Origin of the sequence: Priestia sp. SIMBA_032, assembly GCF_046535215.1 — a bacterium.
In the GTDB taxonomy this organism is placed as follows: Bacteria; Bacillota; Bacilli; order Bacillales; family Bacillaceae_H; genus Priestia; species Priestia aryabhattai.
In genome coordinates this window covers 1-240 of the sequence record NZ_JAWRXD010001466.1, presented here as the reverse complement: position 1 = coordinate 240, position 240 = coordinate 1, and the positions used below count along the sequence as shown (strand labels likewise).

The 240-nt window shown below is 39.2% G+C and carries 1 pseudogene; it reads right to left on the bottom strand.

The features are described from left to right. Positions 1 to 7 precede the first annotated feature (7 nt). Positions 8 to 240, bottom strand: a pseudogene (locus SB717_RS39175) (DegV family protein); the annotation flags it as partial.

Sequence of the window (240 nt, the reverse complement as noted above, 5' to 3'; positions counted from 1 at the left end):
CTTGTTACAGACTGCCGATGAAAGCTTGCGCGCTATTTAATCGACCACCACGTTGTAAAAGATGTAAATCATCAACTACAAAATAGGCGTCCATCGTTTTCTTCATTTCATCAAAACGAGCAATAATCTCTTTTGGACTCTTTCCTTCACTTGCTAACCTTGCACCTTCACGCACATAAAATCCTTGTACTTCACAACTAATTTCAGAGTCATACGTGTATACATCAATACCCTCTACCA